Origin of the sequence: Gardnerella coleohominis, assembly GCF_002896555.1 — a bacterium.
Taxonomy (GTDB): Bacteria; Actinomycetota; Actinomycetes; order Actinomycetales; family Bifidobacteriaceae; genus Bifidobacterium; species Bifidobacterium vaginale_F.
Genome location: NZ_MNLH01000020.1, coordinates 1 through 371, shown reverse-complemented (window position 1 = coordinate 371; position 371 = coordinate 1). Strand labels below are relative to the sequence as shown.

2 protein-coding genes are annotated in these 371 nt (G+C 51.8%); both read right to left on the bottom strand.

What is annotated here, in order from left to right:
• Positions 1-221 (bottom strand): 50S ribosomal protein L24 (gene rplX / locus BFS05_RS06520; RefSeq protein WP_103085143.1); only part of this gene is annotated, 221 nt, incomplete at its 3' end.
• A 1-nt stretch (position 222) separates the two neighbouring features.
• A partial coding sequence (locus tag BFS05_RS06515) for an uL14 family ribosomal protein (protein WP_180978626.1) occupies positions 223-371 on the bottom strand: 149 nt, incomplete at its 5' end.

The window sequence follows — 371 nt, the reverse complement described above, 5'->3', positions numbered from 1 at the left end:
TGCTTAGTTTCTGGGTCAATAACCATCACGTTAGAACGATGGATTGGAGCCTCTACAGAAACAATGCCCGCCTGCTGACCCTGCTGGGTGGCACGAACGTGCTTCTTAACAACCTGTACACCCTCGACAATAAGACGGTCTTCGGCAAGTACGCGAAGTACTTTGCCTTCCTTACCGCGAATGACCTTTACCTGGTCGCCGGACTTAATTTTGGCTACCATATCAGATCACCTCCGGGGCTAGGGACACAATCTTCATGAAGCGCTTATCGCGCAATTCACGACCGACTGGTCCGAAGATACGAGTGCCCTTTGGTTCACGGCCAGAGCCGAGAATGACGGCGGCGTTCTCGTCGAACTTAATATAGGAAC